This window comes from Pseudomonas sp. LY-1 (assembly GCF_053502595.1).
On the sequence record NZ_CP094353.1, the window covers coordinates 1,115,226 to 1,138,653 of the forward strand.

Annotated in this window: 26 protein-coding genes and 4 tRNA genes; 20 read left to right on the forward strand and 10 right to left on the reverse strand. The window is 61.5% G+C overall.

All coding sequences use genetic code 11. The annotated features are described in order from the left end of the window. The first annotated feature begins 66 nt into the window (after positions 1–66). The 5 genes from ribF (at position 67) to ispH (ending at position 5,883) form a co-directional block, all read left to right on the forward strand. The gene (gene ribF / locus MOQ67_RS04980; RefSeq protein ID WP_017845491.1) at positions 67–1,005 is read left to right on the forward strand and encodes a bifunctional riboflavin kinase/FAD synthetase; all 939 of its coding nucleotides are present in this window, start codon (positions 67–69) and stop codon (positions 1,003–1,005) included. 14 nt (positions 1,006–1,019) lie between these two features. Beyond that, positions 1,020–3,851, forward strand: coding sequence for an isoleucine--tRNA ligase (gene ileS, locus MOQ67_RS04985; protein WP_102617161.1), 2,832 nt, complete (start codon positions 1,020–1,022; stop codon positions 3,849–3,851). Beyond that, positions 3,844–4,353 carry a signal peptidase II gene (gene lspA / locus MOQ67_RS04990; RefSeq protein WP_017845489.1) on the forward strand — a complete coding sequence of 170 codons (510 nt, stop codon included), beginning with the start codon at positions 3,844–3,846 and terminating at the stop codon, positions 4,351–4,353. Before ileS ends, lspA begins: the two co-directional genes overlap by 8 nt. Positions 4,354–4,360: 7 nt before the next feature. Further along, positions 4,361–4,798, forward strand: a complete 438-nt coding sequence (gene fkpB, locus MOQ67_RS04995; protein WP_169850802.1) for an FKBP-type peptidyl-prolyl cis-trans isomerase — start codon at positions 4,361–4,363, stop codon at positions 4,796–4,798. A 137-nt stretch (positions 4,799–4,935) separates the two neighbouring features. Continuing rightward, a complete protein-coding gene (gene ispH / locus MOQ67_RS05000) occupies positions 4,936–5,883 on the forward strand; it encodes a 4-hydroxy-3-methylbut-2-enyl diphosphate reductase (RefSeq protein WP_017845487.1) in 948 nt (315 codons plus the stop codon). Here the strand turns inward: ispH and MOQ67_RS05005 are convergent. Beyond that, positions 5,837–6,418: a GspH/FimT family pseudopilin gene (locus MOQ67_RS05005; protein ID WP_126585816.1), complete on the reverse strand. Its 582-nt coding sequence runs from the start codon at positions 6,416–6,418 to the stop codon at positions 5,837–5,839. The genes ispH and MOQ67_RS05005 overlap by 47 nt on opposite strands. Positions 6,419–6,622: 204 nt before the next feature. Here MOQ67_RS05005 and pilV point away from each other — a divergent pair, with 204 nt between their 5' ends. From pilV to thiO, 5 genes are all read left to right on the forward strand, one after another. Next, a complete protein-coding gene (pilV, locus tag MOQ67_RS05010; RefSeq protein WP_032804232.1) occupies positions 6,623–7,108 on the forward strand; it encodes a type IV pilus modification protein PilV in 486 nt (161 codons plus the stop codon). Continuing rightward, the gene (locus MOQ67_RS05015; RefSeq protein WP_198717090.1) at positions 7,105–7,812 is read left to right on the forward strand and encodes a PilW family protein; all 708 of its coding nucleotides are present in this window, start codon (positions 7,105–7,107) and stop codon (positions 7,810–7,812) included. The genes pilV and MOQ67_RS05015 overlap by 4 nt, the downstream gene beginning before the upstream one ends. Positions 7,813–7,858: 46 nt before the next feature. Then, entirely contained in the window at positions 7,859–8,350 is a 492-nt protein-coding gene (locus MOQ67_RS05020) for a pilus assembly PilX family protein (protein WP_232925416.1), read from the forward strand. An 11-nt stretch (positions 8,351–8,361) separates the two neighbouring features. Beyond that, complete coding sequence (locus MOQ67_RS05025) at positions 8,362–8,763, forward strand: type IV pilin protein (protein WP_017845482.1); 402 nt, start codon at positions 8,362–8,364, stop codon at positions 8,761–8,763. A 62-nt stretch (positions 8,764–8,825) separates the two neighbouring features. Beyond that, positions 8,826–9,935 (forward strand): glycine oxidase ThiO, encoded by a 1,110-nt coding sequence (gene thiO / locus MOQ67_RS05030; protein WP_046488079.1) that lies wholly within the window; start codon positions 8,826–8,828, stop codon positions 9,933–9,935. On the opposite strand, the gene MOQ67_RS05035 is transcribed toward thiO, so the two are convergent. Beyond that, a complete protein-coding gene (locus MOQ67_RS05035) occupies positions 9,922–10,155 on the reverse strand; it encodes a PP0621 family protein (RefSeq protein WP_026139830.1) in 234 nt (77 codons plus the stop codon). The two genes, thiO and MOQ67_RS05035, sit on opposite strands and share 14 nt — an antisense overlap. 125 nt (positions 10,156–10,280) lie before the next feature. Next, positions 10,281–11,306, reverse strand: coding sequence for an outer membrane protein assembly factor BamD (locus MOQ67_RS05040; protein ID WP_017845480.1), 1,026 nt, complete (start codon positions 11,304–11,306; stop codon positions 10,281–10,283). A 149-nt stretch (positions 11,307–11,455) separates the two neighbouring features. Here MOQ67_RS05040 and rluD point away from each other — a divergent pair, with 149 nt between their 5' ends. From rluD to MOQ67_RS05075, 7 genes are all read left to right on the forward strand, one after another. After that, complete coding sequence (rluD, locus tag MOQ67_RS05045) at positions 11,456–12,418, forward strand: 23S rRNA pseudouridine(1911/1915/1917) synthase RluD (RefSeq protein WP_046488081.1); 963 nt, start codon at positions 11,456–11,458, stop codon at positions 12,416–12,418. Then, a complete protein-coding gene (gene pgeF / locus MOQ67_RS05050; protein WP_104903961.1) occupies positions 12,415–13,140 on the forward strand; it encodes a peptidoglycan editing factor PgeF in 726 nt (241 codons plus the stop codon). The genes rluD and pgeF overlap by 4 nt, the downstream gene beginning before the upstream one ends. A gap of 131 nt (positions 13,141–13,271) precedes the next feature. Next, positions 13,272–15,836 (forward strand): ATP-dependent chaperone ClpB, encoded by a 2,565-nt coding sequence (gene clpB / locus MOQ67_RS05055; protein WP_017845477.1) that lies wholly within the window; start codon positions 13,272–13,274, stop codon positions 15,834–15,836. A gap of 304 nt (positions 15,837–16,140) precedes the next feature. Then, positions 16,141–16,216 (forward strand) — tRNA-Asn (locus tag MOQ67_RS05060). A gap of 10 nt (positions 16,217–16,226) precedes the next feature. After that, positions 16,227–16,303 (forward strand) — tRNA-Pro (locus MOQ67_RS05065). 5 nt (positions 16,304–16,308) lie between these two features. Continuing rightward, positions 16,309–16,384 (forward strand) — tRNA-Lys (locus MOQ67_RS05070). Between the two features lie 94 nt (positions 16,385–16,478). Next, positions 16,479–16,555: transfer RNA gene (locus MOQ67_RS05075), tRNA-Pro, on the forward strand. A gap of 115 nt (positions 16,556–16,670) precedes the next feature. Here the strand turns inward: MOQ67_RS05075 and MOQ67_RS05080 are convergent. The 3 genes from MOQ67_RS05080 to MOQ67_RS05090 form a co-directional block, all read right to left on the reverse strand. After that, positions 16,671–17,969 (reverse strand): NAD(P)/FAD-dependent oxidoreductase, encoded by a 1,299-nt coding sequence (locus MOQ67_RS05080; RefSeq protein ID WP_017845476.1) that lies wholly within the window; start codon positions 17,967–17,969, stop codon positions 16,671–16,673. Positions 17,970–18,029: 60 nt separating this feature from the next. Beyond that, entirely contained in the window at positions 18,030–18,203 is a 174-nt protein-coding gene (locus MOQ67_RS05085; RefSeq protein WP_016976295.1) for a DUF3094 family protein, read from the reverse strand. 90 nt (positions 18,204–18,293) lie between these two features. Next, positions 18,294–18,923, reverse strand: coding sequence for a DUF1780 domain-containing protein (locus MOQ67_RS05090; RefSeq protein WP_017845475.1), 630 nt, complete (start codon positions 18,921–18,923; stop codon positions 18,294–18,296). A gap of 99 nt (positions 18,924–19,022) precedes the next feature. Between MOQ67_RS05090 and MOQ67_RS05095 the strand changes: the two genes are divergently transcribed. The 3 genes from MOQ67_RS05095 to MOQ67_RS05105 all read left to right on the forward strand — a co-directional run bounded on the left by MOQ67_RS05095 (position 19,023) and on the right by MOQ67_RS05105 (position 20,468). Further along, positions 19,023–19,490: an FAD/FMN-containing dehydrogenase gene (locus MOQ67_RS05095; RefSeq protein ID WP_198717405.1), complete on the forward strand. Its 468-nt coding sequence runs from the start codon at positions 19,023–19,025 to the stop codon at positions 19,488–19,490. Beyond that, complete coding sequence (locus tag MOQ67_RS05100) at positions 19,487–20,176, forward strand: energy-coupling factor ABC transporter permease (RefSeq protein WP_017845473.1); 690 nt, start codon at positions 19,487–19,489, stop codon at positions 20,174–20,176. Before MOQ67_RS05095 ends, MOQ67_RS05100 begins: the two co-directional genes overlap by 4 nt. Before the next feature lie 76 nt (positions 20,177–20,252). Then, on the forward strand, positions 20,253–20,468 hold the full coding sequence (locus MOQ67_RS05105; protein ID WP_003171680.1) for a hypothetical protein: 216 nt from the start codon (positions 20,253–20,255) through the stop codon (positions 20,466–20,468). Here MOQ67_RS05105 and yacG read toward each other — a convergent pair. Genes yacG through MOQ67_RS05125 form a run of 4 tightly spaced genes read right to left on the reverse strand, consistent with a single transcriptional unit; the run spans position 20,465 to position 23,353 of the window. After that, positions 20,465–20,665 (reverse strand): DNA gyrase inhibitor YacG, encoded by a 201-nt coding sequence (gene yacG / locus MOQ67_RS05110; RefSeq protein ID WP_017845472.1) that lies wholly within the window; start codon positions 20,663–20,665, stop codon positions 20,465–20,467. The genes MOQ67_RS05105 and yacG overlap by 4 nt on opposite strands. Next, the gene (coaE, locus tag MOQ67_RS05115; RefSeq protein ID WP_017845471.1) at positions 20,662–21,285 is read right to left on the reverse strand and encodes a dephospho-CoA kinase; all 624 of its coding nucleotides are present in this window, start codon (positions 21,283–21,285) and stop codon (positions 20,662–20,664) included. The genes yacG and coaE overlap by 4 nt, the downstream gene beginning before the upstream one ends. After that, entirely contained in the window at positions 21,282–22,148 is an 867-nt protein-coding gene (locus MOQ67_RS05120) for a prepilin peptidase (RefSeq protein ID WP_448675822.1), read from the reverse strand. Before MOQ67_RS05120 ends, coaE begins: the two co-directional genes overlap by 4 nt. Beyond that, positions 22,145–23,353: a type II secretion system F family protein gene (locus tag MOQ67_RS05125; RefSeq protein ID WP_198717406.1), complete on the reverse strand. Its 1,209-nt coding sequence runs from the start codon at positions 23,351–23,353 to the stop codon at positions 22,145–22,147. The genes MOQ67_RS05120 and MOQ67_RS05125 overlap by 4 nt, the downstream gene beginning before the upstream one ends. Positions 23,354–23,428: the final 75 nt, after the last annotated feature.

Genomic DNA, 23,428 nt, shown 5'->3' on the forward strand with positions numbered 1-23,428 from the left:
GCTGTTGCCTGTGATCCGGGGCCGGGTGTGGTTATAATCGACCACTTTATGAGCAAGAAGCGCGTTATGCAGCTGGTTCGAGGTCTCCACAACCTGCGCCCCCAGCATCGGGGCTGCGTCGCCACTATTGGCAACTTTGACGGTGTACACCGTGGCCACCAGGCTATCCTGGCCCGGCTGCGCGAGCGCGCGGTCGAGTTGGGCGTGCCCAGCTGCGTGGTGATTTTTGAGCCACAGCCGCGGGAATTCTTTACCCCGGAAACGGCGCCAGCGCGCCTGGCCCGCTTGCGCGACAAGCTGCAACTGTTGGCCGAGGAGGGCGTGGACCGTGTGCTGTGCCTGGCCTTCAACCAGCGTTTGCGCAGCCTCAGCGCCGCCGAGTTCGTCGACCGTATCCTGGTGGATGGCTTGGGCGTACAGCACCTGGAGGTCGGCGACGACTTCCGTTTCGGCTGTGATCGGGTCGGCGATTTCGATTTTCTGCAGCACGCCGGCGTAACCCAGGGTTTTACCGTCGAAGCCGCGCAAACCGTCGAACTGGACGGCCTGCGCGTGAGCAGTACCCAGGTGCGTAATGCCCTGGCCGCTGCCGACTTCGCCTTGGCCGAGCGTTTGCTCGGTCGCCCGTTCCGCATTGCCGGGCGGGTATTGCACGGCCAGAAGCTGGCGCGCCAACTGGGCACGCCAACCGCCAACGTGCAGCTCAAGCGCCGTCGTGTGCCGCTGACCGGGGTTTACCTGGTGAGCGTCGACATCGACGGCCAATCGTGGCCGGGAGTCGCCAATATAGGCGTCAGGCCCACGGTTGCAGGTGATGGCAAGGCCCACCTGGAAGTTCACCTTTTGGATTTTGCCGGTGATCTGTATGACCGGCGTTTGACGGTGGTTTTCCACCAAAAGCTGCGTGAAGAGCAGCGTTTCGCCTCCCTCGAGGCGTTGAAAACGGCGATCAATGCGGATGTCGCCGCCGCCCGTGCCCTAGCCGCACCTAGCGCCCATCGCTAACCGAAGAGCCTTAAATGACCGACTATAAAGCCACGCTAAACCTTCCGGACACCGCCTTCCCAATGAAGGCCGGCCTGCCACAGCGCGAACCGCAGATCCTGCAGCGCTGGGACAGTATTGGCCTGTACGGAAAGTTGCGCGAAATTGGCAAGGATCGTCCGAAATTCGTCCTGCACGACGGCCCTCCTTATGCCAACGGCACGATTCACATCGGTCATGCGCTGAACAAGATTCTCAAGGACATGATCGTCCGCTCGAAGACCCTGTCGGGATTCGACGCGCCGTATGTCCCGGGTTGGGATTGCCACGGCCTGCCGATCGAACACAAAGTCGAAGTGACCCACGGCAAGAACCTGGGCGCCGATAAAACCCGCGAACTGTGCCGTGCCTACGCCACCGAGCAGATCGAAGGGCAGAAGTCCGAGTTCATCCGCCTGGGTGTCCTGGGCGACTGGGCCAACCCGTACAAAACCATGGACTTCAAGAACGAAGCCGGTGAAATCCGCGCCTTGGCCGAAATCGTCAAGGGCGGTTTCGTGTTCAAGGGCCTCAAGCCCGTGAACTGGTGCTTCGACTGCGGTTCGGCCCTGGCTGAGGCGGAAGTCGAGTACGAAGACAAGAAGTCCTCGACCATCGACGTGGCCTTCCCGATCGCCGACGACGCCAAGCTGGCCGCGGCCTTTGGCCTGGCAAGCCTGGCCAAGCCAGCCGCCATCGTGATCTGGACCACCACCCCATGGACCATCCCCGCCAACCAGGCGCTGAACGTCCACCCGGAATTCACCTACGCCCTGGTGGATGTCGGTGATCGCCTGCTGGTGCTGGCCGAAGAGATGGTCGAAGCCTGCCTGGCGCGTTACGCGCTGGAAGGTTCGGTGATCGCCACCACCACCGGTTCCGCGCTGGAACTGATCAACTTCCGTCACCCGTTCTACGACCGCCTGTCGCCGGTGTACCTGGCTGACTACGTTGAACTGGGCGCCGGCACCGGCATCGTTCATTCCGCGCCTGCTTACGGCGTAGACGACTTCGTGACCTGCAAGGCCTACGGCATGGTCAACGACGACATCTTGAACCCGGTGCAGAGCAACGGTGTTTATGCGCCGTCCCTGGAATTCTTCGGTGGCCAGTTCATCTTCAAGGCCAACCAGCCGATCATCGACAAGCTGTCGGAAGTCGGCGCGCTGCTGCACACCGAGACCATCAAGCACAGCTACATGCACTGCTGGCGCCACAAGACCCCGCTGATCTACCGCGCCACTGCGCAGTGGTTCATCGGCATGGATAAAGAACCGGCCAGCGGCGACACCTTGCGCAACCGCGCGATCAAAGCCATCGAAGACACCAAGTTCGTCCCGGCCTGGGGTCAGGCGCGCCTGCACTCGATGATCGCCAACCGTCCGGACTGGTGCATCTCCCGCCAGCGCAACTGGGGCGTGCCGATCCCGTTCTTCCTCAACAAGGAAAGCGGCGAGCTGCACCCGCGTACCGTCGAACTGATGGAAGTCGTGGCCCAGCGCGTTGAGCTGGAAGGCATCGAAGCCTGGTTCAAGCTGGACGCCGTCGAGCTGCTGGGCGACGAAGCGCCGCTGTACGACAAGATCAGCGACACCCTCGACGTGTGGTTCGACTCCGGCACCACCCATTGGCACGTGCTGCGCGGTTCGCACCCGATGGGGCATGCGGCCGGCCCGCGCGCCGACCTGTACCTGGAAGGTTCGGACCAGCACCGCGGCTGGTTCCACTCGTCGCTTTTGACAGGTTGCGCCATCGACGACCACGCACCGTACCGCGAACTGCTGACCCACGGTTTCACCGTCGACGAAAACGGCCGCAAGATGTCCAAGTCCCTGGGCAACGTGATCGCGCCGCAAAAGGTCAACGACACCCTGGGCGCCGATATCATGCGTCTGTGGGTGGCCTCGACCGATTATTCGGGCGAGATGGCCGTGTCGGAGCAGATCCTGCAGCGTAGCGCCGATGCCTACCGCCGTATCCGCAATACCGCACGCTTCATGCTGTCGAACCTGACCGGTTTCAACCCGGCCACCGACATCCTGCCGGCCGAGGACATGCTCGCCCTGGACCGTTGGGCCGTGGACCGTACCCTGTTGCTGCAGCGCGAGTTGCAAGAGCACTACGGCGAATACCGCTTCTGGAACGTCTACTCGAAGATCCACAACTTCTGCGTGCAGGAGCTGGGCGGTTTCTACCTCGACATCATCAAGGACCGCCAGTACACCACCGGCGTCAACAGCAAGGCGCGCCGCTCGGCGCAGACCGCGCTGTACCACATCTCCGAAGCGCTGGTGCGCTGGATCGCACCGATCCTGGCCTTCACCGCCGACGAACTGTGGGAATACCTGCCGGGCGAGCGCAACGAATCGGTGATGCTCAACACTTGGTACGAAGGCCTGACCGAACTGCCGGCCGACTTCGAACTGGGTCGCGAGTACTGGGACGGCGTGATGGCGGTGAAAGTGGCCGTGAACAAGGAGCTGGAAGTGCAGCGCGCGGCCAAGGCCGTCGGTGGCAACCTGCAAGCCGAAGTCACCCTGTTTGCCGAGGAGGGCCTGAGCGCCGACCTGGCCAAGCTGAGCAACGAACTGCGCTTCGTGCTGATCACCTCCACCGCGAGCCTGGCGCCATTCGCCCAGGCCCCGGCGGACGCCGTGGCCACCGAAGTGCCTGGCCTGAAGCTCAAAGTCGTCAAGTCGGCCTTCCCCAAGTGCGCCCGTTGCTGGCACTGCCGTGAAGATGTCGGCGTGAACCCTGAGCATCCGGAAATCTGCGGTCGTTGCGTCGACAACATCAGCGGTGCCGGCGAGGTTCGTCACTATGCCTAACGCCAGTCGTTTCGGACGTCTTGGCTGGCTCGTATTGAGCGTGCTGGTCCTGGTCATCGACCAGGTCAGCAAGGCTCACTTCGAGGGCTCCCTGGAGATGTTCCAGCAGATCGTGGTGATCCCGGATTACTTCAGCTGGACGCTGGCCTATAACACGGGCGCGGCGTTCAGCTTCCTGGCCGATGGCGGCGGCTGGCAACGCTGGTTGTTCGCCCTGATCGCCGTGGTGGTCAGTGCGGTGCTGGTGGTCTGGCTCAAGCGCCTGGGGCGCGATGACACCTGGCTGGCCATCGCCTTGGCACTGGTGCTGGGTGGCGCGCTGGGCAACCTGTACGACCGCATCGCCCTGGGCCATGTGATCGACTTCATTCTGGTGCATTGGCAGAACCGCTGGTACTTCCCCGCGTTCAATTTTGCCGACAGCGCCATCACCGTCGGTGCAATCATGCTGGCACTCGATATGTTCAAAAGTAAGAAAACCGGAGAGACCGTTCATGACTGATCAGGTATTGGCTGAACAACGCATCGGCCAGAACACGGAAGTCACCTTGCATTTCGCATTGCGCCTGGAGAATGGCGACACGGTCGACAGCACGTTCGACAAATCCCCCGCGACCTTCAAGGTGGGCGATGGCAACCTGCTGCCGGGTTTTGAAGCGGCCTTGTTCGGCTTCAAGGCCGGCGACAAGCGTACCCTGCAGATCCTGCCGGAAAACGCCTTTGGCCAGCCCAACCCGCAAAACGTACAGATCATCCCGCGTTCGCAGTTCCAGGACATGGAGCTGTCGGAAGGCCTGCTGGTGATCTTCAACGATGCAGCGAACACCGAGCTGCCGGGTGTGGTCAAAGCCTTCGATGACGCGCAAGTGACCATCGACTTCAACCATCCGTTGGCCGGTAAAACCTTGACGTTTGACGTAGAAATCTTCGACGTTAAAGCGCTCTAACTGACAGAACCGGCTCCTGCGGGCGCTGGCTTGTGTGGGAGCTGGCTTGCCTGCGATGGCATCACCTCGGTGTACCTGATACACCGAGTCGACCGCATCGCAGGCAAGCCAGCTCCCACAAAGACACGAGGCACAGCATGCAAATCAAACTCGCCAACCCCCGTGGCTTCTGCGCCGGCGTGGACCGCGCGATCGAAATCGTCAACCGTGCCCTGGAAGTCTTCGGGCCGCCGATTTATGTGCGCCATGAAGTCGTCCACAACAAATTCGTGGTCGAAGACTTGCGCGCTCGCGGCGCCATCTTTGTCGAAGAACTCGACCAGGTGCCGGACGACGTTATCGTTATCTTCAGCGCCCATGGCGTATCCCAGGCGGTGCGGACCGAAGCGGCAGGCCGCGGCCTGAAAGTGTTCGATGCCACCTGCCCATTGGTTACCAAGGTGCATATCGAAGTCGCGCGCTACAGCCGCGATGGCCGTGAATGCATCCTGATCGGCCACGCCGGCCACCCGGAAGTCGAAGGCACCATGGGCCAGTACGATGGCAGCAACGGTGGCGCGATCTACCTGGTGGAAGACGAAAAAGACGTCGCCAACCTGCAGGTACGCAACCCTGAGCGTTTGGCCTTCGTCACCCAGACCACGTTGTCGATGGACGACACCAGCCGAGTGATCGATGCCCTGCGCACACGCTTCCCGGCAATTGGCGGCCCACGCAAGGACGACATCTGCTACGCCACGCAAAACCGCCAGGACGCAGTCAAGCAACTGGCCGATGAATGTGATGTGGTGCTGGTTGTCGGCAGCCCTAACAGCTCCAACTCCAACCGCCTGCGTGAACTGGCTGAACGCATGGCCACGCCGGCGTACCTGATCGACGGCGCCGAGGACATGCAGCGCAGCTGGTTCGACGGCGTCGAGCGCATCGGTATCACTGCGGGCGCCTCGGCACCGGAAGTGCTGGTGCGCGGTGTGATCCAGCAGTTGCAGGCCTGGGGCGCTACCGGTGCCGATGAGTTGGCCGGTCGTGAGGAGAACATCACTTTCTCCATGCCCAAGGAGCTGCGGGTGCGTTCGCTGCTCTGAGTCCCAGGGTGTTGAGCGAGCCCCGGCATAATGCCTGCTCGGTTTTATCCCGGCGCAGGCTGATGCGTCCGCTGGGGGCCAGCACCACTTGAAACAGGCTTTGTGCCTGATCCGTGGCGCATACATGCACGGTGCCGGCACGAAAGCCCCCGCCGGAAAAGACCGGCTCGCCCAGCCCGCTGAAGCGTACCTGGCTCCTGACCGGGCCATTGCCCACGATCGGTACGCGCCCATTGTCCTGGTGCTCCAGCAGTACGGGATTATCGTCGTCCAGATGGCCGCGCCCGTTCAGGTCCACGATCACCCGCCAGCCCCGGCTCCAATCGTCGTCCAAGGCATGAATGACTACCGCCCGGTTGCGTGCGATGGCTTCGCTGCGCGCATAGCGCAGGCCGCCAACCAGAGACTGGGCCGCACTGTGTCGCTGCTGGGACTCCAGCAACCCCTTGAAACTGGGGACCGCCAGCTGCGCGAGGATGCCGCTCAGGATCAGCCCGAGCAGTAGTTCGATCAGGGTGAAGCCTCGTTGTGTCATGTGCGGTCCCTCCGTGGACTCGATGAATATTCAGGTGGCATGCTTAGGTATAGCGCTCCGGTCGTGGCGTTGAATGCTGGCCTTTATGTCCAAAGTATTTCCCTTTGTTCCGGGAGCGGCACAGGCCGAAAACCGCCGCTAGTCTTGGGCCGCACAGCAGGTTTTTCCTGCTTTTTCCGGCCTCTGACAGGGATGACGACGGTAATGCTTGCTTGCTCGACTGCTTTGTTTCGACCAGTGACTTCCCGCCACCAAACCGGCATGACCCTGATCGAGGTGGTGGTGGCGGTGCTGATTCTGGTGATCGGCCTGCTGGGCGCTGCGGTGGTCCAGCTCAATGCGCTCAAGTACACCGACAGTACGCGGATGACCAGCCAGGCCAGCTTCATCGCCTACGACATGCTGGACCGCATTCGCGCCAATGCTGGCGCCGACTATTCGTGGGTGCGAACCGAGCGCGCGCCACTGTTCACGTCGACGGGCAGCGTGCGCGACCTCGACCTGCACGATTTCGAGGCCAATATCATCGGTTTCGCTGGCGACAGCGGCAGTGGCTCGGTGCTCGTTCGTGCCGACGAGGTGACCGTGAGCATCAGTTGGGATGATGCCAGGGGGGCAAAAAAAGCCGGGGCGAGGGAAACGCTCACACTCACCAGCCGCATCGCCGATGAATCGCAGGTGTCGCAATGAATCGGCGGGTGCGGGGTTTCAGTGTGTTGGAGCTGCTGCTGGCGTTGACGCTCGGGTTGGTGCTGAGCCTTGGGTTCAGCCAAATCGCCATCAGCGCTCGAACCACCGATGCCAGCCAGCAGGCCGCCATGCTGCTGCAGGATGATGCGCGGTTTGCGCTCGGCAAGCTGATTCAGGACATTCGCCTGGCGGGCATGTTCGGTTGCCTGGCTACGGCATCGATCGAAGGTGCGCCGTTGGCTTTCGATCGACCAATCAGCTGGAGTGCCACGGGTGACGCAAGGTCGCTGACGCTGGTCAGCGCTGAGGTCGGCGAGGACGGCGGCACGCCGGATTGGACCGTATTGTCCGACTGCTCCGGCTCTGCCCACGCTTATACCGGTACGCCACCACCCGCCGTGCCGGGGCAGATACGCTTTGCGATACGTCAGCTCACCTACACCTTCGAGGCTGGCCAGCTGAAAGTCAGTACCCCGTCAGCCCCGGCCAGGGCGGTGCTGGTGGACAACGTGCAGGCGTTCGAGATCAGTTTCGGCGTCGCAGCCAAGCCTGACTCGACGCCGGTGGTGGGGTATGACCCCGGCCCGGCCGACAATTCGCTGATACGCAGTGTACGCATCCGTTTGACGCTGCAAGACCCGGACGGGTTGGTGAAGGCGCAAACCTGGAGCGTGGTTGCAGCGCTGCGCAACCGGCTGGGGTAGGGCGACCATGGCAGGGTTTCGTGTTGTTGAACGACGGCAGGCGGGCATGGTGCTGCTGATCAGCCTGGTGTTCCTGTTGCTGTTATCGCTGATCGCGTTGTCTTCGATGCAGGGTGCGGTGTCCCAGCAGAAGGTCGTTGGCAGTGTCTGGCATCGCAACCAGTCGCTGCAAAGTGCCGAAAGTGGCCTGAGGCTGGGGGAGGCGGCCGTGCGGCGGGCAGGCGCCGCGTGGCCTGTGTGCGCGGCGATCATCACCTGTGCGCCGCCGCGCGAGTCGTCTTCGGTGATAGCTCCCGGAACCGATCCCGTTTCGAGGGTGAACTGGGCCGCCATGGACGGTGGTCTTTACGCGGTTCAAGCGCTCGGACCTGTCGTGGGGCTGGCTCATTTGCCTGCGCAGATGCCGGCAATGCTCTATCGGGTTACGGCGGTGGGGCTCCGTGGCCAATCGCGCACGGTGCTGGAGGCCATGTATGCGCGGGTGGACGAGGGGGGGCGCTCGCGGTTTCAGCGAGTGATGTGGCGACAACTTTACTGAGGAGCGGCGCAATGGGCATGGATAGCCAGGGTTTTACATTGATTGAGTTACTGACTGCCGTGGCGATCGTCGCGGTGCTGGCCGGTGTCGTTTATCCGGCGTATGTCGGCCATGTGAACAAGGCCTATCGCGCGGAAATTGTCGTGCTGTTGACCGAGCAAGCTCAGTCTCTGGAGCGGTATTACACGAGCAATGGCAGTTTTATTGATGCAAGCGGCGTCAGCGTCGGCAATGATCGCTATAGAATCACGGCTGCGCTGAACCCTCAGGATTTCAGCCTGTTGGCCACACCAGGCGTCGACTCTGTCATGGCAGGTGACGCTTGCGGGGCATTCAGCCTGACCAGTAGCGGTGCGCGGACCAACCCCGGAGCGGCCCCAGGCATGTCGCGCAAGACATGCTGGGGGCAGTGATGGGTGTACTCCATGAGTGGGCGCCGAGTGCGCTTTTCCCTTTTTATCGGCTGGATCAAATGATGGCTAAGCAACAGCGAGTGGTGGTGGTCGGTGGCGGAGTAATCGGCTTGTTGACGGCGTTCAACCTGGCGACCCAGGGCCTGGCAGTCGTACTGCTGGAACGCTCGGGGCTCGGGCAGGAGTCCTCGTGGGCAGGCGGCGGCATTGTCTCGCCACTGTACCCGTGGCGCTACAGCCCGGCAGTCACGGCTTTGGCTCATTGGTCCCAGGACTTTTATCCACAACTGGCCGAGCGCTTGTTTGCCGATACCGGCGTTGACCCGGAGGTCCACACCACCGGCCTCTACTGGCTGGACCTGGAGGATGAAGCCGACGCATTGGCCTGGGCCGCGCGCGAAGGGCGGCCATTGAGCAAGGTGGATGTGTCGGTCGCCCATGATGCGGTTCCGGTGCTGGGCGGTGGTTACTCCCAGGCGATCTACATGGCGAATGTGGCGAATGTGCGCAACCCGCGCCTGATCAAATCCCTCAAGGCGGCGCTGCTGGCGCTGCCAGGCGTGACGATTCATGAACAGTGCGAAGTTGACGGGTTTGTGTTGGACGGCGACAACATCGTCGGCGTGAATACGCCTGCCGGGCCGGTGCTCGGTGATCAGGTCGTGCTTGCGGCGGGGGCCTGGAGTGGGCAGTTGCTGGACAAGCTGGGCCTGTCGCTGCCGGTTGAGCCGGTCAAAGGCCAGATGATTTTGTACAAATGCGCCTCGGACTTTCTGTCGAGCATGGTCCTGGCCAACGGACGTTATGCGATCCCGCGGCGTGACGGGCACATTCTGATTGGCAGTACCCTGGAACATGAAGGGTTCGACAAGACGCCGACCGGATCGGCGCTGGAGAGCCTGAAGGCTTCGGCCGTGGAGTTGATTCCCGCCCTGGCGGATGCCGAGGTGGTGGGCCATTGGGCGGGCCTGCGGCCAGGCTCGCCGGAAGGTATTCCCTACATCGGTCCTGTCCCCGGTTTCAACGGGCTGTGGCTCAATTGCGGGCATTACCGCAACGGCCTCGTGCTGGCGCCGGCGTCGTGCCAGTTATTCGCCGATTTGTTGCTGGGGCACACGCCGATCATCGACCCGGCGCCCTACGCGCCCGCAGGTCGGATCAACGTTGGATAGCTTTCGGCCCTTGCTCCAGATGCGCCTGGGTGCAATACCATTCTTGCCGTGAGCTTAGTGCTCGGTCCTGCGGCAGATGTACGCCGCAGTGAGCGCAGCGCACCATTGGCGTTGCGTCGGGTTCGCCGGAGCGTTGTTGTTTGACGGCCGGGTTTTTGAATTTGCGCCAGAACCATACCGCGGCAGCAATGACGGCAATCCAGAACAGTAGACGAACCATGATGGGCAGTTTCTCGACAAGGAATGCGCCAGTTTAGCCAAGGACGTGGCAGGCGCACAGCGCAATAATGCTTGCGCATAAAAAAGGGAGCCTCGAGGGCTCCCTTTTTACGTTGCGTCGGATGATCAGTCGAACACACCGAAGGTCATGTAGCTGAACCACGAGCGGTCTTGGTTGTTGCCCAGGGCTTGCGGCGCTTGTTCTTCGATCACATCGCCATTTTCATCATGGGGCTTGAGGTCCGCAGGGATGGCTTCCTTGGCGTCCTGGAACTGTTTCATCACGTCCTGGTTGGCGCGGGTTTCACCCGGCGGCAGCGGTGGACGCGACTCGATCAGGCCCAGGGTGTACTTGCTCAGCCACGAACGGTTGTCCGCTTCGGCAACCTGAGGCACGAACTGGCCGTCTTTCAGGCTTGGGTGATCCGGGTAGTTGAGCTTCAGGGTTTCCAGGCTGGTGGCCGCCAGGGCGTCCAGGTGCAGGCGCTGGTAGGCCTCGGTCATCACCGCCAGGCCGTCACCCACGGAAGGGGTTTCCTGGAAGTTTTCCACGACATAGCGACCACGGTTGGCGGCTGCCACGTAAGCCTGACGGGTCAGGTAGTAGTGGGCCACGTGGATTTCGTAGGAGGCCAGCAGGTTGCGCAGGTAGATCATGCGCTGCTTGGCGTCCGGCGCGTAGCGGCTGTTGGGATAGCGGCTGGTCAGCTGGGCGAACTCGTTGTAGGAGTCGCGGGCAGCGCCCGGGTCACGCTTGGTCATGTCCAGCGGCAGGAAGCGCGCCAGCAGGCCAACGTCCTGGTCGAACGAGGTCAGGCCCTTGAGGTAGTAGGCGTAGTCGACGTTCGGGTGTTGCGGGTGCAGGCGGATAAAACGCTCGGCGGCGGACTTGGCGGCTTCCGGCTCGGCGTTCTTGTAGTTGGCGTAGATCAGCTCGAGCTGGGCCTGGTCGGCGTAGCGCCCGAACGGATAGCGCGACTCCAGGGCCTTCAGCTTGGCTGTGGCACTGGTGTAGCTATTATTGTCCAAGTCTTTTTGAGCTTGTTGATACAGCTCGACTTCGCTCAGGTTTTCGTCGACGACTTCCTTTGTTGACGAGCAAGCAGCAGTCATGGCGAGGATGGCGATCAGCAGCAGGTGTTTCACTTGCATGGCGGCTTGCGTCCCTATGACGGCCGCTGTCTTGGGCGGGGCCGTCCTGTTATGATGAGCGCCCCGTTGAAAGCATCGGGGCAAAAGACGCCGTATTTAACCACAAGCGCGCAGCCGAAACCAAAGGCTGTGCCACGCCTAGTCTGAGCATGTCCGATAAAATTGAACTTCGCGCAGAGGTGCCGTCCGAATTGGGCGGCCAACGCCTCGATCAAGTCGCCGCACAATTATTCGCTGAGCACTCGCGCTCGCGCCTTTCCGCCTGGATCAAAGACGGCCGCCTGACTGTGGATGGAGCGGTTATCCGCCCGCGAGACATAGTCCATGGCGGTGCGATTCTTGAGCTGACTGCCGAGCAGGAAGCCCAGGGAGAATGGATCGCCCAGGACATCGAGCTGGACATCGTCTATGAAGACGACGACATCCTGGTCATCAACAAACCCGCAGGCCTGGTGGTTCACCCGGCGGCCGGGCACGCTGATGGCACCTTGCTCAATGCTCTGTTGCACCATGTGCCGGACATCATCAATGTCCCGCGCTGCGGCATCGTACACCGCCTGGACAAGGACACGACCGGCTTGATGGTGGTGGCCAAGACCATTCAGGCCCAGACGCAGCTGGTTACACAGTTGCAGAGCCGCAGCGTCAGCCGGATCTACGAGTGCATCGTGATCGGCGTCGTGGTGGCGGGTGGCAAGATCAATGCGCCTATCGGTCGTCACGGCCAGCAGCGCCAGCGTATGGCGGTGATGGAAGGCGGCAAGCAGGCCGTCAGCCACTACCGTGTGCTGGAGCGTTTCCGGTCCCACACCCATGTGCGGGTCAAGCTGGAAACCGGCCGTACCCACCAGATTCGCGTACACATGGCGCACATCAACTTCCCGTTGGTCGGAGATCCGGCCTACGGCGGTCGCTTCCGTATTCCGCCGGCGGCCAGTGCCACCATGGTTGAATCGCTGAAGTCCTTCCCGCGTCAGGCGCTGCATGCGCGGTTCCTGGAGCTGGATCATCCGACGAGCGGTAAGCGGATGAGCTGGGAATCGCCTCTGCCGGACGATCTGGTCTGGTTGCTGTCGCTGCTCAGGCAGGATCGCGAGGCATTTATCGGATGAGTGACTGGCTGATTCCTGACTGGCCCGCGCCGGCTCAGGTCAAGGCCTGCGTCACCACCCGTGCGGGCGGCGTCAGCCTGGCGCCGTTCGACAGCCTCAACCTGGGCGATCACGTCGAGGACAGCCCCGAGGCTGTGCTTGAAAATCGCCGTCGCCTCACCGAAGTCTTTCATGTCCGGCCGGCCTGGCTCCGCCAGGTCCACGGCGTGAACGTGGTCGAGGCCGACCCCGAGCGCATTGCCGAAGCCGACGGCAGTTGGACCAGCACGCCGGGCATCGCCTGCACCTCCATGACCGCCGATTGCCTGCCTGCGTTGTTCTGCAACCGCGCCGGCACACGCGTCGCCGCCGCTCACGCGGGTTGGCGTGGCTTGGCCGCGGGCGTGCTGGAGGCCACCGCCGAAAGCCTGCAAGCCGAGCCTGCCGACATATTGGTCTGGCTGGGCCCGGCCATTGGCCCGCAAGCCTTCGAAGTCGGCCCGGAAGTGCGGGAAGCGTTCGTGCAGCAACTGCCGGGCACCGCCCAGGCCTTTGTGCCCAGCCTCAACCCTGGCAAGTTCATGGCCGACATCTACCAACTGGCCCGTTTGCGCCTGGCTGCCCGCGGTATCACTGCCGTTTACGGTGGCGGGTTCTGCACCGTGAACGATCCGCGCTTCTTTTCTTTCCGCCGCAGTCCACGCACGGGTCGGTTCGCCTCCCTTATTTGGCTGGAGCGCTAGACTCTTCTGATCTACGTCAACTGTCCGACGCTTGAATCTCCCAGAATCGACCACATCTATAGGGCTATCTGGCAGGTTTCTTCATTCAGGATGTGTTTGTAGCTCCGGCCTGCTCAAAAGGAAGGTGACTAATGCGTATTGATCGTTTAACCAGTAAATTGCAATTGGCCTTATCCGACTCCCAATCCCTGGCGGTCGGCCTCGACCACCCGGCCATTGAGCCCGCGCACTTGATGCAGGCGCTCCTGGAACAGCAAGGTGGTTCTATCAAGCCCTTGCTGATGCAGGTGGGCTTCGACGTCAACAGCCTGCGCAAGGAGTTGAGCAAAGAGCTCGACCAACTGCCGAAAATCCAGAATCCTACGGGCGACGTGAATATGTCCCAGGACCTGGCGCGCCTGCTCAATCAAGCGGACCGCCTGGCTCAGCAGAAGGGCGACCAGTTCATCTCCAGCGAGCTGGTGCTGCTCGCCGCCATGGACGAAAACAGCAAGCTCGGCAAATTGTTGCTGGGCCAGGGCGTCAGCAAAAAAGCCCTGGAAAACGCCATCAACAACCTGCGTGGCGGCGAAGCGGTGAACGACCCCAACCACGAGGAGTCGCGCCAGGCCCTGGATAAATACACTGTCGACCTGACCAAGCGCGCCGAAGAAGGCAAGCTGGACCCGGTGATCGGCCGTGACGACGAGATTCGTCGCACCATCCAGGTCCTGCAGCGCCGTACCAAGAACAACCCGGTGCTGATCGGTGAGCCTGGCGTGGGTAAAACCGCGATTGCCGAGGGCCTGGCCCAGCGCATCATCAACGGTGAAGTGCCGGACGGCCTCAAGGGCAAGCGCCTGCTGTCCCTGGACATGGGGTCGCTGATCGCCGGCGCGAAATTCCGCGGCGAGTTCGAAGAGCGTCTCAAATCCCTGCTTAACGAGCTGTCGAAGCAGGAAGGGCAGATCATTCTGTTTATCGACGAGCTGCACACCATGGTCGGCGCCGGTAAAGGCGAAGGCTCGATGGACGCCGGCAACATGCTCAAGCCTGCCTTGGCGCGGGGCGAGTTGCACTGCGTGGGTGCCACCACGCTCAACGAATACCGCCAGTACATCGAGAAGGATGCGGCCCTTGAGCGGCGTTTCCAGAAAGTGCTGGTGGAAGAACCGAGCGAAGAAGACACCATCGCGATCCTGCGGGGCCTGAAAGAACGCTATGAGGTCCACCACAAGGTAGCGATCACTGACGGCGCGATCATTGCGGCGGCGAAATTGAGCCATCGCTATATCACCGACCGGCAGTTGCCCGACAAGGCCATCGACCTGATCGACGAAGCGGCCAGCCGTATCCGCATGGAGATCGACTCCAAGCCGGAAGTGCTCGACCGTCTGGATCGGCGCCTGATTCAACTGAAAGTCGAATCCCAGGCACTGAAAAAAGAAGAGGACGAAGCGGCGAAAAAACGCCTGGAAAAACTCCAGGAAGAAATCCTCCGCCTGGAACGCGAGTACTCGGACCTCGAGGAAATCTGGAACGCGGAAAAAGCTGAAGTACAGGGTTCGGCACAGATCCAGCAAAAGATCGAGCAGTCGCGCCAGGAGCTGGAAACCGCACGCCGTAAGGGCGACCTGAACCGCATGGCCGAGTTGCAGTACGGGGTGATCCCGGACCTGGAACGCAGCCTGCAGATGGTCGACCAGCATGGTCACAGCGAGAACCAATTGCTGCGCAGCAAGGTGACCGAGGAAGAAATTGCCGAAGTTGTCTCGAAGTGGACCGGTATCCCCGTGTCGAAAATGCTCGAAGGCGAACGCGACAAGCTGATGAAGATGGAAAGCCTGTTGCACCAGCGCGTCATCGGCCAGGAAGAGGCGGTGGTGGCGGTGTCCAACGCGGTACGGCGTTCCCGTGCCGGGTTGTCCGACCCGAATCGCCCAAGTGGCTCGTTCATGTTCCTCGGCCCGACCGGTGTGGGTAAGACCGAGTTGTGCAAGGCCTTGGCCGAGTTCCTCTTCGACACCGAAGAAGCCATGGTGCGGATCGATATGTCCGAGTTCATGGAGAAACATTCCGTGGCTCGCCTGATCGGGGCGCCACCGGGCTACGTAGGCTACGAGGAAGGCGGTTACCTGACCGAAGCGGTACGGCGCAAGCCCTACTCGGTGATCCTGCTGGATGAGGTCGAGAAGGCCCACCCGGACGTGTTCAACATCTTGCTGCAGGTGCTGGAAGATGGCCGGCTGACGGACAGCCACGGGCGTACTGTGGATTTCCGCAACACGGTGATCGTGATGACCTCCAACCTGGGGTCGGTGCAGATCCAGGAACTGGTGGGCGATCGTGAAGCCCAGCGCGCAGCTGTGATGGATGCGCTGACCACGCACTTCCGTCCGGAATTCATCAACCGGGTCGATGAAGTGGTGATCTTCGAGCCTTTGGCGCGGGATCAGATCGCGGGCATCACCGAGATCCAGTTGGGCCGCCTGCGCAGCCGTCTGGCTGAGCGCGAGCTGGCGCTGGAGCTGAGCCCCGAGGCGTTGGACAAGCTGATCGCGGTCGGTTACGACCCGGTGTATGGCGCACGGCCGTTGAAGCGTGCGATCCAGCGCTGGATCGAAAACCCGCTGGCCCAGTTGATTCTGTCGGGCAGCTTTATGCCGGGCACCAGCGTCAAGGCCACGGTGGAAAACGACGAAATCGTCTTCCACTGAGTCCAGTCAGTAGGGCTATAAAGTGAAGGCCTCGCATTGCGAGGCCTTTTTTTTCGATAGGGCGTTGAACTGTAAGGCAAAGGCTTGTAAAGTGCGCCCCGCAGCAACGTCAGCCCACGGGTTTCTTCTCCCCAAGAAGAAATCAGAAAGAAGCGCAAATCATTGTCTTAAAAGCAATTTAAAGGGTTGACAGGGGTTTTTAAGATTGTAGAATAGCGCGCCTCAGAGACGCGAACGTAGCGATACGGACGCATCGAAGAGAAGGTTACACCGCAGTAAAAGTTGTACATTTGAAATGTGTAGTTCCGTGATAGCTCAGTCGGTAGAGCAAATGACTGTTAATCATTGGGTCCCAGGTTCGAGTCCTGGTCACGGAGCCAATTTCAAAACCGGGGTATAGCGCAGTCCGGTAGCGCGCCTGCTTTGGGAGCAGGATGTCAGGAGTTCGAATCCCCTTACCCCGACCATTTTTGGGTCGTTAGCTCAGTTGGTAGAGCAGTTGGCTTTTAACCAATTGGTCGTAGGTTCGAATCCCACACGACCCACCATTTTTGAAACCAGTTAACGCTGGAATCAGATCTTAAGATCAGAGGCCAAAAGCCCTGATCGAAGAAGGCGGCTGAGAGGTCGCCTTTGTTTTACCGGGGTATAGCGCAGTCCGGTAGCGCGCCTGCTTTGGGAGCAGGATGTCAGGAGTTCGAATCCCCTTACCCCGACCATATTAAAAATCCTCGTATCGAAAGATACGGGGATTTTTTTTGCCTGAAATTATCCCAAATCCAACACAACACCAATGTGGGAGGGAGCAAGCCCCCTCCCACATTGATCGCGTGTTTAGTGAAGTTTGAGACGTGGCTCAGTTCCGCGCCCAATCCGGCTGCCCAGCATCAGCATCGCCGTGCGGAAGACGCCATACAGCGCCATCTGGTGCATGCGGTACAGCGACACATAGAACATCCGCGCCAACCAGCCTTCCAACATCACACTGCCTGTGAGGTTGCCCATCAGGTTACCCACCGCCGAGAAGCGCGACAGCGAGATCAGCGAGCCGTAGTCGGTGTACTTGTACGATGGCAGGTCCTTGCCTTCGATCCGCAGCTTCAACGATTTGGCCAGCAATGAAGCCTGCTGGTGCGCGGCCTGGGCGCGTGGCGGTACGTTGCGGTCGGTGCCGGGTTGTGGGCAGGCGGCGCAGTCACCGAAGGCGAAGATGTTTTCGTCGCGGGTGGTTTGCAGTGTCGGCAGCACCTGCAGTTGATTGATGCGGTTGGTTTCCAGGCCGTCGATGTCCTTGAGGAAGGCGGGCGCACGGATGCCGGCGGCCCACACTTTCAGGCTGGCCGGAATCACTTGGCCGCTGCTGGTGATCAGCGCGTCGGCCGTCACTTCGCTGACCGCCGAGTTGGTCAGCACCGTCACGCCGAGCTTCTCCAGGGTTTTATGCACCGGCCCGCCGATCCGCTCTGGCAGGGCAGGCAGGACCCGTGGGCCGGCTTCGATCAGGGTGATGTGCATGTTTTCCGGTTTGATCCGGTCCAGGCCGTAGGCTGCCAGTTCATGGGCGGCGTTATGCAGTTCGGCGGCCAGTTCAACCCCGGTGGCGCCAGCGCCGACGATGGCCACGCTGATCTTTTCCACCACGTCGGTTTGCCCGGCATGGGCGCGCAGGTAGTGGTTGAGCAACTGCTGATGGAAGCGCTCCGCCTGTTTGCGCGTGTCGAGGAACAGGCAGTGTTGCGCCGCGCCTTCGGTGCCGAAGTCGTTGGTGGTACTGCCGACCGCGATCACCAGGCTGTCGTAGCCCAGCACGCGCGCAGGCACCAGTTCGCGGCCTTCTTCGTCGAGGGTCGCGGCCAGTTGAATTTTCTTCTGTTCACGGTCGAGCCCGCTCATGCGCCCCAGCTGGAACTCGAAGTGGTTCCATTTGGCCTGGGCGACATAATTGAGTTCGTCTTCCGAAGAGTTCAGCGAGCCGGCGGCCACTTCGTGCAGCAGCGGTTTCCAGATATGGGTCAGGTTGGTGTCCACCAGCGTGATGCTGGCGGTGCCGCGCTTGCCTAGAGTCTTACCCAGGCGGGTAGCCAACTCCAGGCCGCCGGCGCCGCCGCCGACGATAATAATACGATGGGTCATGGGGATATCTCGCAAGGCTAAAAGAAATCGGAGCGGTTACCCCCGCGAGCGCCAGGCAGCTCATAGCGTCAGGTAACTCAAAAGGCGGCTCAGCAGGCCGAGCCCGATCACCACCACCAGCACCACACCAAGGAGCAGCCACGGCCGGAAAGGCTTGCGCTCGACTCGGTTCTGGGAGAGTTGCAGGTACTCTTCGACATGCTGTTGGTCGTCGGGGTTCAGGCGGCTGGTCATATAAGGCCTCGTCAGGTAGACGTTGCAAAAGGGCGCCACGTTACGGTCAGGGGGTTGGCGGTATCGCCATAAGCGTAGCTTGTGCTCGCGTCACAGGCTGATGCCCACGTCGAACACGATGCTGCGCCCCAGATTGTTGCGCAAGAAATCCGGCGCGTCCGGGTGGGCGAACAGTACCCGGGCAAACGTCGGCCCCACCAGCGACAGCGAGCGCCAGCCCTGGCGCAAGTATTCGGTGGGCGGCGGGAAATGACTGTTGAGGTCCAGCACCTCGCGCTTGAGGCTGGCGAAGGCGACGATATCCAGCTCGCCCAGGTCCATCCCGCGTTCTTTGTAGTTGTGCGCTTTTTTGCGCAGGGTCGGCGCCAGGCGCAGCAGGAATTCATGGGCCGGAATCCGCCGCGGCTTGGCTTCGCGCCTGACCAGCTGGCTGAGGGAAAACGCACTGCGTCGACGCAGCAATTCGTCGCGCCATTCATCGTTCAGACGGCGTCCTTCGTCCAGCACGAAAAACACTTCGAAACTGGCGTCACGAAACAGCACGTCCGGCGGTTCTTGCCCGGCGGCATGAAACTCTTCGGCGCGGTACGGCACGTTCAAGCCTTGCAGCAGGCGCTGGCAGACCCAACGCTCACGCTCCCATTTACGGGCATTGGACAGGAACGCATTGGCTTGTTCGGCTGCCACGGTGAGCAGGCGCAAATAATCTGAGTCATCCATGCGTGCAGCTTAGCGCCCAAATGATGACCTCAGGAAGTCCCGACGTGAAAGCCCGGTGTAAACTGTCGACTCGGTTTTCTCTCAAGCATGAGGTGTGCAGTGAAGTTTTTCGCCGTGCTGTTGTTGAGCCTGTTGCCCGTGTGGGCCCAGGCGGTTGAAGTGGGTGAGCGCGTGGCGCCCTGGACTCTGCTGGATCAGTTCGATCAGGCCTACACCCTGGATGACCAGGCACAGATCCTGTTGGTGGCCCGCAGCATGGATGCCGCCAAGCTAGTGAACGCCGCCCTGCAAGGCCAGCCCAAAGGCTATCTCGAAGCACGGCATGGGGTGTTTGTCGCGGATATCCAGCGCATGCCTCGGCTGGTCGCCAAGCTGTTCGCGGTGCCGGCCATGCAGTCCTACAACTACCGGGTCATGCTGGACCGGGACGCACGCATCGCTCCGCGTTATCCCGCGCCTGTGGATAAGGTGCTGTGGCTGCAATTGGATAATGGCAAGCTGACAGCGCGCCACGAGTACGGCTCTGCGGCTGAACTGCGCGAGGCCCTGGAGCAGGTGAAACCGTGATCAGTGCCGCGGTGCTGGCGCCGGGAACCCTCGGCATCGGCTGGCTGTTGTACGCGCCGGTGCTGTTGTGGGCGATCTTGCGTTCGCCGTGGGTCGAGCTGTTTGCTGACCGGCGGCGCCAGCATTTGCTGTTCGGTACGGTGTTCGCGTTATTCATGTTGTGGTTGGTGAGGCGCGATTTCGATACTGGTGTCTCCTACCACTTTATCGGCATGACGGCCGTGACCCTGCTGCTCGACTGGCCGCTGGCAATCGTCGGCGGTTTCGCCGCGCAGTTGGGCTTGCTGTTGCTGGGTCGCCAGGACCTGGCCGCCGTGGGCATCAACGGCCTGCTGCTGATCGTGCTGCCGGTGCTGGTCACTGAAACCTGCGCGGTGCTTGTCGAGCGGGCACAACCGCGTAACCCGTTCGTCTATATCTTCTGTTCCGGCTTTTTCGCCGCTGCATTGTCGGCCTTGCTCTGCCTGTTGGCCGGGCTGGGGTTGCTGTGGTTCGACGGGCGTTTCGCGATGCCGGAATGGCTGGAGGATTTTATCGGTTACCTGTGGCTGATCATCTTCCCCGAGGCCTTCATCAACGGCATGGTCATCAGCGCCCTGGTGGTGTTTTGCCCGGAATGGCTGGAGACATTCAACCGCACGCGCTACCTCTCGGCGCCCTGGAAAGACGACAATTCGCAGACTTGACTCAGATCAAATCGCGCCCAGCGTGGCGGGCCCATGCTTTGCGAAACTTTTCCTGAGCAAGATGGGAGCACGGATCATGAGTGTGTATGAATGGGCACGTCAGGAGTTGCGCAGAAGCCAGGACGCGGCACAAGAAATCGGCTTTGATCCAGGCTTGACCTTGCGCGCGATGCTCAGCGCGGTGGTGCAGCAGAGCAAGGGCGTGCGCAGTTTCGAAGACCTGGCCGACGAGTTGCAATACCTGGCAGAGAACCTCGACGACCAGCAGGAATATGCCTTTATGCGGCCTTAATGGCGCGGTGGCAGGTCTTCGGAAAACAGCTCGTCTTCGGCGTCCGGCGCCACGGGGATCTTATGTTCCTCAGCGGCCCAGGCACCCAGGTCGATGAGCTTGCAACGGTCCGAGCAGAACGGCCGGTTGAGGTTGGTCGCTTTCCATTCCACGGGTGCGCCGCAGGTTGGGCATTCGACGGTCAAGGGTTGGCTCATGATCGGCCTCCACGCAAAGTAAGGTAAAAGTGGTGCAGTCGTTCGACCTCGCTGTGCAACCAGGCGAGGTCGCGGTCATTGACCAGCACGTCATCGGCATGGCTCAGGCGGTCTTCGCGGCTGGACTGGGCCTTGAGTATCGCCTGCACCTGTTGTTCGCTGATGCCGTCGCGCTGCAGGGTACGCTGAATCTGCAGGGATTGCGGCACGTCGATCACCAGGATGCGTTGGGTCATGCTGTGCTGGCCGGATTCGATCAGCAGCGGCGACACCAGGATCGCGTAAGGCGAGCGCGCACGCGCCAGGTGGTTGCGAATCTCTTCGCCAATCAACGGGTGCAGCAAGGCTTCCAGCCAGCGGCGTTCTTGCGGCACTTCAAAGATCAACTTGCGCAATGCGGCGCGGTCCAACTGGCCGTCGGGCTGCAGCACGCCGGCACCGAAGTGTTCGACAATGCTGGCGAGCGCCGGCCGGCCGGGTTCGACCACCCAGCGCGCGGCGTGATCGGCGTCTACCAGGTCTACGCCGAGGTCGCTGAAGTGCTGGGCCGCGGCGCTCTTGCCGCTGCCGATGCCGCCCGTAAGGCCAAGAATCCAGGGTGTTGCAACAGGAGTGGTCATTTGAAACCGACAGACTGCAAATAGAAGTCGGTTATTTGACCACCCCAGAGCACGGCAATCCAGCCGGCAATTGCCAGATAGGGACCAAACGGCATCGGCGTGGCCGCCTGGATCTTGCTCGGACGCAGCAGGATCAGCCCGCCGCACACGCCCACCAGCGATGACATCAGCAGCGTCATCGGCAGGATTTGCCAGCCACCCCAGGCGCCGAGCAGCGCCAACAACTTGAAGTCGCCGTAGCCCATGCCGTCCTTGCCGGTGGCCAGCTTGAACAGCCAGAACACCGTCCACAGGCTCATGTAGCCGATCACCGCACCCCACAGTGCATCGGGCAGGGGCACCAGCAGCTCGACGCTGTTAAGCATCAGCCCCAGCCACAACAGCGGCAGGACCAGCACATCGGGCAGCAGTTGGTGGTCGACGTCGATCAGGCTCATCGCCAACAAGCCCCAGCTCAACAGCATCACTGCGCCCGCTTGCCAGCCAAAGCCGAAATGCCAGGCCACCACGGCCGAGATCAACCCGCACGCCAGTTCGGTCAAGGGATAACGCGCACTGATCGCTTCGCGGCAATGGGCACAGCGGCCCCGGAGCATCAGGTAGCTGAGTAGCGGGATGTTTTCCCACGGCCGAATCGGCTGATTGCAGTGCGGGCAGCAGGAATTGGGCTGCATCAGGTTGTATCTCGGCCCGACAGGGTCGCCGGGCAAACCGAGCACTTCATGGGCCTGTGCGCGCCATTCCCGTTCAAGCATTTTCGGCAGGCGCCACACCAGCACGTTGAGGAAACTGCCCACGATCAAGCCCAGCACCATTGCCATGGCGACAAAGGCCCACGGCTGCTGGCTCAACAGCAGGCTCAAAATGCCGTACCGAGTTGGAAGACCGGCAGATACAGGGCGATTACCAAAGCGCCGACAATCCCGCCGAGCACCACCATGATCAGCGGTTCCATCAGGCTGGTGAGTTGGTCGACCAGCGTGTCGACGTCCGACTCATAGTGGCTCGCGACTTTTTCCAGCATGTGCTCCAGGGTGCCGGATTCTTCACCAATCGCCGTCATCTGGATCGCCATGCCAGGGAACAGACCGCTGGCGGCCATGGCCCGATTCAGCGGCATGCCTGTGGATACATCGTGACGCATATGTTCGATAGCCTGTTTGAATAGCTGGTTGCTGGCAGCGGCCGCCACTGAATCCAGGGCCTGCACCAACGGCACTCCGGCCGCGAACGTAGTTGAAAGCGTGCGTGCGTAGCGGGCGACCGCCGACTTTTTCAGCAGTGTGCCTGCCAGGGGCGCTTTCAACAAACCGGCATCCAGCCAATGACGAAAACCTGGCGATACGCGATAGGCCCGGCGCAACCCCAGACCTCCCGCGCCCAGGCTGAGCGCCAGCATCCACCAGGCTTGTTGCAGGAACTCGGACAAGGCAATCACGTACAGAGTAAAACCGGGCAACTCGCTGTCCACGCTGGCGAACAGGTTCTGGAATTGCGGCACCACATGGATCAGCAAGAGACTGCTGACAAGGCTGGCGACCACGATGACCGCGATGGGGTAGGTCATGGCCTTCTTGATCCGGGCCTTGAGCCGTTCGCTCTTTTCCAGGTGATCCGCCACCCGTTCCAGAAGGGTTTCCAGGGCGCCGGCCTGCTCACCCGCTGCCACCAGGTTGCAGTACAGGTCATCGAAGTAGCGCGGCTGTTTGCGCAGTGCCGACGCCAGGGTATTCCCGGCGCCGATCTCCTGTTTCAGGCCTTTTACCAGCCTGTACATGTGGCGGTTGTCGAAGCCTTCGCTGATCACGTCGAAGGCTTGCAGCAAGGCAATGCCGGCCTTCAGCAGTGTCGCCAGTTGGCGGGTGAACAGGGCAATTTCCGCCGGTTTGATCGGCGCAGCGAGGCTTGGCAGGCCGGCGGATTGTTTGCGCACGCGGCCAGGGCAAATCCCTTGCTGGCGCAGTTGTGCCTTGACCCGCGCGAGGTCGTGGCTGACGGTTTGCCCGGACACCCTGCGTCCCTGGCGGTTGATGCCCTCCCAGGCGTATGTCGTGGCAGCGTTGGTCATGTCTCTGTTCCGCACACAGGTCGTCGAATCTTTATAGCGTAGCCAGGTGACGGATTCGGATTGCTCGGCGTTCAA

What these genes read in the sequence shown, in the direction of transcription:
- ribF (WP_017845491.1), top strand. Translation starts at nt 67, where the DNA reads ATGCAGCTGGTTCGAGGTCTCCACAACCTGCGCCCCCAGCATCGGGGC.
- ileS (WP_102617161.1), top strand. Translation starts at nt 1,020, where the DNA reads ATGACCGACTATAAAGCCACGCTAAACCTTCCGGACACCGCCTTCCCA.
- lspA (WP_017845489.1), top strand. Translation starts at nt 3,844, where the DNA reads ATGCCTAACGCCAGTCGTTTCGGACGTCTTGGCTGGCTCGTATTGAGC.
- ispH (WP_017845487.1), top strand. Translation starts at nt 4,936, where the DNA reads ATGCAAATCAAACTCGCCAACCCCCGTGGCTTCTGCGCCGGCGTGGAC.
- MOQ67_RS05005 (WP_126585816.1), bottom strand. Translation starts at nt 6,418, where the DNA reads ATGACACAACGAGGCTTCACCCTGATCGAACTACTGCTCGGGCTGATC.
- pilV (WP_032804232.1), top strand. Translation starts at nt 6,623, where the DNA reads ATGCTTGCTTGCTCGACTGCTTTGTTTCGACCAGTGACTTCCCGCCAC.
- MOQ67_RS05015 (WP_198717090.1), top strand. Translation starts at nt 7,105, where the DNA reads ATGAATCGGCGGGTGCGGGGTTTCAGTGTGTTGGAGCTGCTGCTGGCG.
- MOQ67_RS05020 (WP_232925416.1), top strand. Translation starts at nt 7,859, where the DNA reads ATGGTGCTGCTGATCAGCCTGGTGTTCCTGTTGCTGTTATCGCTGATC.
- MOQ67_RS05025 (WP_017845482.1), top strand. Translation starts at nt 8,362, where the DNA reads ATGGGCATGGATAGCCAGGGTTTTACATTGATTGAGTTACTGACTGCC.
- thiO (WP_046488079.1), top strand. Translation starts at nt 8,826, where the DNA reads ATGGCTAAGCAACAGCGAGTGGTGGTGGTCGGTGGCGGAGTAATCGGC.
- MOQ67_RS05035 (WP_026139830.1), bottom strand. Translation starts at nt 10,155, where the DNA reads ATGGTTCGTCTACTGTTCTGGATTGCCGTCATTGCTGCCGCGGTATGG.
- MOQ67_RS05040 (WP_017845480.1), bottom strand. Translation starts at nt 11,306, where the DNA reads ATGCAAGTGAAACACCTGCTGCTGATCGCCATCCTCGCCATGACTGCT.
- rluD (WP_046488081.1), top strand. Translation starts at nt 11,456, where the DNA reads ATGTCCGATAAAATTGAACTTCGCGCAGAGGTGCCGTCCGAATTGGGC.
- pgeF (WP_104903961.1), top strand. Translation starts at nt 12,415, where the DNA reads ATGAGTGACTGGCTGATTCCTGACTGGCCCGCGCCGGCTCAGGTCAAG.
- clpB (WP_017845477.1), top strand. Translation starts at nt 13,272, where the DNA reads ATGCGTATTGATCGTTTAACCAGTAAATTGCAATTGGCCTTATCCGAC.
- MOQ67_RS05080 (WP_017845476.1), bottom strand. Translation starts at nt 17,969, where the DNA reads ATGACCCATCGTATTATTATCGTCGGCGGCGGCGCCGGCGGCCTGGAG.
- MOQ67_RS05085 (WP_016976295.1), bottom strand. Translation starts at nt 18,203, where the DNA reads ATGACCAGCCGCCTGAACCCCGACGACCAACAGCATGTCGAAGAGTAC.
- MOQ67_RS05090 (WP_017845475.1), bottom strand. Translation starts at nt 18,923, where the DNA reads ATGGATGACTCAGATTATTTGCGCCTGCTCACCGTGGCAGCCGAACAA.
- MOQ67_RS05105 (WP_003171680.1), top strand. Translation starts at nt 20,253, where the DNA reads ATGAGTGTGTATGAATGGGCACGTCAGGAGTTGCGCAGAAGCCAGGAC.
- yacG (WP_017845472.1), bottom strand. Translation starts at nt 20,665, where the DNA reads ATGAGCCAACCCTTGACCGTCGAATGCCCAACCTGCGGCGCACCCGTG.
- coaE (WP_017845471.1), bottom strand. Translation starts at nt 21,285, where the DNA reads ATGACCACTCCTGTTGCAACACCCTGGATTCTTGGCCTTACGGGCGGC.
- MOQ67_RS05125 (WP_198717406.1), bottom strand. Translation starts at nt 23,353, where the DNA reads ATGACCAACGCTGCCACGACATACGCCTGGGAGGGCATCAACCGCCAG.